The sequence below is a fragment of the Streptomyces sp. URMC 126 genome (genome assembly GCF_051386555.1).
Lineage (GTDB): Bacteria > Actinomycetota > Actinomycetes > Streptomycetales > Streptomycetaceae > Streptomyces.
This window is the reverse complement of the sequence record NZ_JBPQTX010000437.1, coordinates 1-4,656: the sequence shown is the minus strand read 5'-3', so window position 1 is coordinate 4,656 and position 4,656 is coordinate 1. Positions and strand designations below refer to the sequence as shown.

At 73.8% G+C, this 4,656-nt stretch carries 4 protein-coding genes; 3 read left to right on the top strand and 1 reads right to left on the bottom strand.

Annotated features, from left to right (window positions below; translation table 11 throughout):
* Positions 1-751: 751 nt before the first annotated feature.
* Positions 752-1,015: a WhiB family transcriptional regulator gene (locus ACSNOK_RS30850; RefSeq protein ID WP_004952403.1), complete on the bottom strand. Its 264-nt coding sequence runs from the start codon at positions 1,013-1,015 to the stop codon at positions 752-754.
* A 753-nt stretch (positions 1,016-1,768) separates the two neighbouring features.
* On the opposite strand from ACSNOK_RS30850, the gene ACSNOK_RS30845 reads away from it, so the two are divergent.
* From ACSNOK_RS30845 to ACSNOK_RS30835, 3 genes are read left to right on the top strand one after another with little or no spacing between them, the layout of a single operon-like run.
* Positions 1,769-2,296, top strand: coding sequence for a cysteine dioxygenase (locus ACSNOK_RS30845; protein ID WP_436784099.1), 528 nt, complete (start codon positions 1,769-1,771; stop codon positions 2,294-2,296).
* 55 nt (positions 2,297-2,351) lie between these two features.
* Positions 2,352-3,314 (top strand): 2-phospho-L-lactate transferase, encoded by a 963-nt coding sequence (gene cofD, locus ACSNOK_RS30840; RefSeq protein WP_436784098.1) that lies wholly within the window; start codon positions 2,352-2,354, stop codon positions 3,312-3,314.
* On the top strand, positions 3,311-4,633 hold the full coding sequence (locus tag ACSNOK_RS30835) for a coenzyme F420-0:L-glutamate ligase (protein WP_436784097.1): 1,323 nt from the start codon (positions 3,311-3,313) through the stop codon (positions 4,631-4,633). Before cofD ends, ACSNOK_RS30835 begins: the two co-directional genes overlap by 4 nt.
* Positions 4,634-4,656 lie beyond the last annotated feature (23 nt).

Genomic DNA, 4,656 nt, shown 5'->3' with positions numbered 1-4,656 from the left:
CGCGGGGGGTGCCGGGTGGTGGGCCGGCGGATCGCTGTGCGCGGACATCGGGTACGGGCCCTCCGGCCGGGGGCGGCCGGGCGGGGACGGTCGGTGCCGCTCCCGGTCCGGCCGCGGTGCTGGACTGCGGTGGACGGTGCGCCCGAGGGGCGTCGGTCGTCTCGGACGGCACCCCAGACTAGTGGCTGGGAACCGGGCGCTCCGCCTTCTTGGGGCGGGGTGTGGACGGCGGCCGCGTGCGGTGCGAGCAGGCGTTCGACCAGGGATGACGGCTTCGCACGGCGGCCCCCGGCGGGCGGTGCGCGTGGGGCTCCGAGGCGGGGGGGCTCCGGAGCGGTTCGACGCAGCGGAGCGGTGGGCTCGGCGGGATCGCGGGCTCGCGGATCGGCTGCCCGGCGGGTCGTCGGTTGGACCGGTCGTCGGTCGACCGGTCGACGGTTCGACGGGTCGTCGGAGATCCGGCGGGTCGGGAGGGACCAGGCCCGGCGAATCGGAGGGCCCCGCGTTCGGTGACCGGCGACCGGGCGGTCGGCCGTCGGCGGTCAGGAGTCGATGGGAAGCCGGCACGCGGTAGGCGCGGGTCGCGGGCGGTGGCCGGCGATGAGGGCCTCGACAGGACGGCCCGATGGTGAACCGGCGTCAGATGCCGGGAACGGTACGGCGCCTGGAACCGCGGCGCCGCGGTGGACGGCGCTCGTTCGCTGCCGCCCGGGAGACGGCGGTCCAGCGGTGCGCCGCAAATGACGCGGTGTCAGACCGCGGCCTTCTTCAGGCGGCGTCGCTCGCGCTCGGACAAGCCGCCCCAGATACCGAAGCGTTCGTCGTTGGCGAGCGCGTATTCGAGGCATTCGGAGCGGACTTCGCAGGCGAGGCAGACCTTCTTGGCCTCGCGGGTCGAACCGCCCTTTTCGGGGAAGAAGGACTCGGGATCGGTCTGGGCGCACAGTGCGCGCTCCTGCCAGCCGAGCTCCTCGTCCGCCTCCTCGACCAGCAGTTGCTGAAACAGCTCGGTCATGTGCGCCCCTCGTCTGTCATTGCGTCCCCGTGATGCTGCCGTGATCAGGTACGGCAGAACGACACGAGTGAAATTACAAGTGCGCCGATCCGGGCCAGTCAAGCCGAGATCTGCTATTGAGCCCCTTATTCACTCTGCGGAACCAAGGCCGAGCGGAAAGTTGCCAAACCACCACAAGAATGGACACATCTCTCGCCAGCCACAGCCGTCCCGCGGCTCCCTTGTCTCCAAGAGGGACGCGAGGGGCGACCGTCCAGTTGCACCGCCCGTCACGGGGCGATGTTTGAACATCAGGATGCCGGGCGACTGTCCCGCGATCCCGCGAGACAAACCTTTCTCCGATCTCCGCTACCGGATGAGGTGAAAGATTGGCATCAAACCGGACATCCGGTTGACACGACGCGGCGGATGCCGGTCTCCTTGTCAGCATGCTCGCGACCGCACCCTCCCCGACGTCCGCCCGGACGTCCGTCCCGGGGATCCCCGGCCTGACCCGTTCCTACGGGTCGCGCTGTGCCGTTCAGGCGCGCTGTCGCTGTTCCAGCTGTTGATGCCACAGAGCTCCGGCTGACCCCTTTCCTCAGTTTTCCGGCTTTCCCTCCAGCGCTCGCTCGCGCCCTCTCGCGTTCCCCCGCGCCGCAGCCCGGGTCCGGACACCGCTCCGTACGGCCCGGCCGCCGCGCCGTACGCGGGACCGTCCGCACCCACCGCCCTCCGGCCCCGCGCCGCCTCCCCCGTCGAGGAACCCCTCTCATGAACAGCGACGTCCAGATCGCCGGCGACCCGCTCGCCGTCCCCCACCTCATGCCGCCGCCGGCCGCCCACCCCTCCACCGTCGCCGAGTTCGCCGGACTGGCCCGGCGGATCGCCGCCGACCGCGCGGCCTGGGCCCCGCTGGTCCGCTACGACGCCGTCAGCCGCTGGTACCACCGGCTGCGCACCGGCCCCGGCTACGAGGTGTGGCTGCTGAGCTGGGTGCCGGGGCAGGGCAGCGAGCCGCACGACCACGGGCGCTCCTCCGGGGTGCTCACCGTCCTCCAGGGCACGCTGACGGAATCGCAGGCGGCGCCCGGGGCCACCGTCCGACGCCGGCTCGGCGAGGGCGACCAGCGGGTCTTCGCCCCCGGTTACGCCCACGAGGTGGTCAACGAGTCCCTCGAACCCGCCGTCAGCCTGCACGTCTACTTCCCCGGCCTGACCGAGATGCCTCTGCACCGCCCCGCCGCGGACCGTCCGCGCTGCGCCGAAGGCCCCCGCCCGGCCGCCGCGCCCGTCCGATGACACCCCGGCGTACCACCCCTCCGGGACGCCGGACGGGGCTGACAGACTGGCCCGCATGCAGCGCATTGTGGTTCTGGCCGGCGGGATCGGGGGCGCCCGCTTCCTCCGCGGCCTGACATCAGCAGCCCCGGACGCGGACGTCACCGTCATCGGCAACACCGGTGACGACATCCACCTCTTCGGCCTCAAGGTCTGTCCCGACCTCGACACGGTGATGTACACGCTCGGCGGCGGCATCCACGAGGAGCAGGGATGGGGCCGCGCCGACGAGACCTTCGCCGTGAAGGAGGAACTGGCCGCCTACGGCGTCGGCCCCGAGTGGTTCGGGCTGGGCGACCGCGACTTCGCCACGCACATCGTCCGCACGCAGATGCTCGCCGCCGGCTACCCGCTGAGCTCCGTCACCGAGGCCCTCTGCGAGCGGTGGAAGCCGGGTGTGCGGCTGCTGCCGATGAGCGACGACCGCGTCGAGACCCACGTCATGATCGACGGCCCCGACGGTACCCGCAAGGCCGTGCACTTCCAGGAGTACTGGGTGCGGCTGCGCGCCCAGGTGCCCGCGCACGCGATCGTCCCCGTCGGCGCGGAGCAGGCGAAGCCGGCGCCCGGCGTGGTGGAGGCGATCGCCGCCGCCGACGTCATCCTCTTCCCGCCGTCCAATCCGGTCGTCAGCGTCGGCACCATCCTCTCCGTGCCCGGGATCCGGGAGGCCGTCGCGGCGGCGGACGCGCCCGTGGTCGGACTCTCGCCGATCGTCGGCGACGCGCCGGTGCGCGGCATGGCGGACAAGGTGCTGGCGGCCGTCGGCGTCGAGTCCACGGCCTCGGCCGTCGCGCGGCACTACGGTCCGGACCTGATCGACGGCTGGCTGGTCGACACGGTCGACGCGGCGCGGACCGCCGAGGTGGAGGCCGCCGGCATCCGCTGCCGGGCGGTCCCGCTGATGATGACCGACGTCCCGGCCACCGCGCGGATGGCGGCCGAGGCCCTGGCCCTGGCCGAGGAGGTGCGCGCGTGACGGAGGCTCCCTCCTACCGGGTGTGGGCCCTGCCCGGGCTGCCGGAGGTCCGGCCCGGTGACGACCTGGTCAAGCTGGTCGCCGCGGCGGCCACCGCCGAGGGGATGCCCGGGCTGGCCGACGGCGACGTGCTGCTCGTCACCTCCAAGATCGTCAGCAAGGCCGAGGGGCGGATCGCCGAGGCGCCCGACCGGGAGGCGGCGATCGACGCCGAGACGGTACGGCTGGTGGCCCGGCGCGGTGCGCTGCGCATCGTCGAGAACCGGCTCGGCCTCGTCATGGCCGCCGCGGGCGTCGACGCCTCCAATACCCCCGAGGGCACCATCCTGCTGCTGCCCGAGGACCCGGACGCCTCCGCCCGCGCGCTGCGCGCCGGACTCCGGGACACGCTCGGCGTGGACGTCGGCGTGATCGTCACCGACACCGCCGGGCGGCCCTGGCGCTCCGGGCTGACGGACATGGCCATCGGCGCGGCCGGGGTCCGCGTCCTGGACGACCTGCGCGGCGGTACGGACGCGCACGGCAACCCGCTGACGGCCACCGTCGTCGCCACCGCCGACGAACTCGCCGCCGCCGGCGACCTGGTGAAGGGCAAGGCGGCCGGGCTGCCGGTGGCGGTGGTCCGCGGCCTGCCGCACGTCGTGTCCGCCTCCGGGGACGCGACGGGCGCGCGGGAGCTCGTCCGCGCGGGCGCGGACGACATGTTCCGGCTGGGCACTTCCGAGGCCGTCCGGGAAGCAGTCCGCCTACGGCGCACCGTACGGGAGTTCACCGACGACCCGGTGGACCCGGGCGCCGTCCGCCGCGCGGTCGCCGCGGCCCTCACCGCGCCGGCGCCGCACCACACGACGCCCTGGCGCTTCGTCCTCCTGGAGTCCGAGGAGTCGCGCTCGCGGCTGCTCGACGCCATGCGCGACGCCTGGATCGCCGACCTGCGCGCCGACGGCCGCTCCGAGGAGAGCGTCGCCAAGCGCGTCCGCCGCGGCGACGTGCTGCGCAACGCGCCTTACCTGGTGGTGCCGTGCCTCGTCATGGACGGCTCCCACTCCTACCCCGACGCGCGGCGGAGCACGGCCGAGCGGGAGATGTTCGTCGTCGCCATGGGCGCCGGCGTCCAGAACTTCCTCGTCGCCCTGGCCTCGGAGCGGCTGGGGTCGGCGTGGGTGTCCTCCACCATGTTCTGCCGGGACGTCGTCCGTGACGTCCTGGACCTTCCGGCCGACTGGGATCCCATGGGCGCGGTGGCCGTTGGGCGGCCGGCGGGGGAGCCTCGGGAGCGGGCGGAGCGGGGGGTTGACGCTTTCGTGACGACGCGCTAGCGCTGCGCGCGGCCCGCCCACCC

Excerpts from the sequence above, each read along its gene's own strand:
- cofD (WP_436784098.1), top strand. The coding sequence starts at position 2,352 with ATGCAGCGCATTGTGGTTCTGGCCGGCGGGATCGGGGGCGCCCGCTTC.
- ACSNOK_RS30845 (WP_436784099.1), top strand. The coding sequence starts at position 1,769 with ATGAACAGCGACGTCCAGATCGCCGGCGACCCGCTCGCCGTCCCCCAC.
- ACSNOK_RS30850 (WP_004952403.1), bottom strand. The coding sequence starts at position 1,015 with ATGACCGAGCTGTTTCAGCAACTGCTGGTCGAGGAGGCGGACGAGGAG.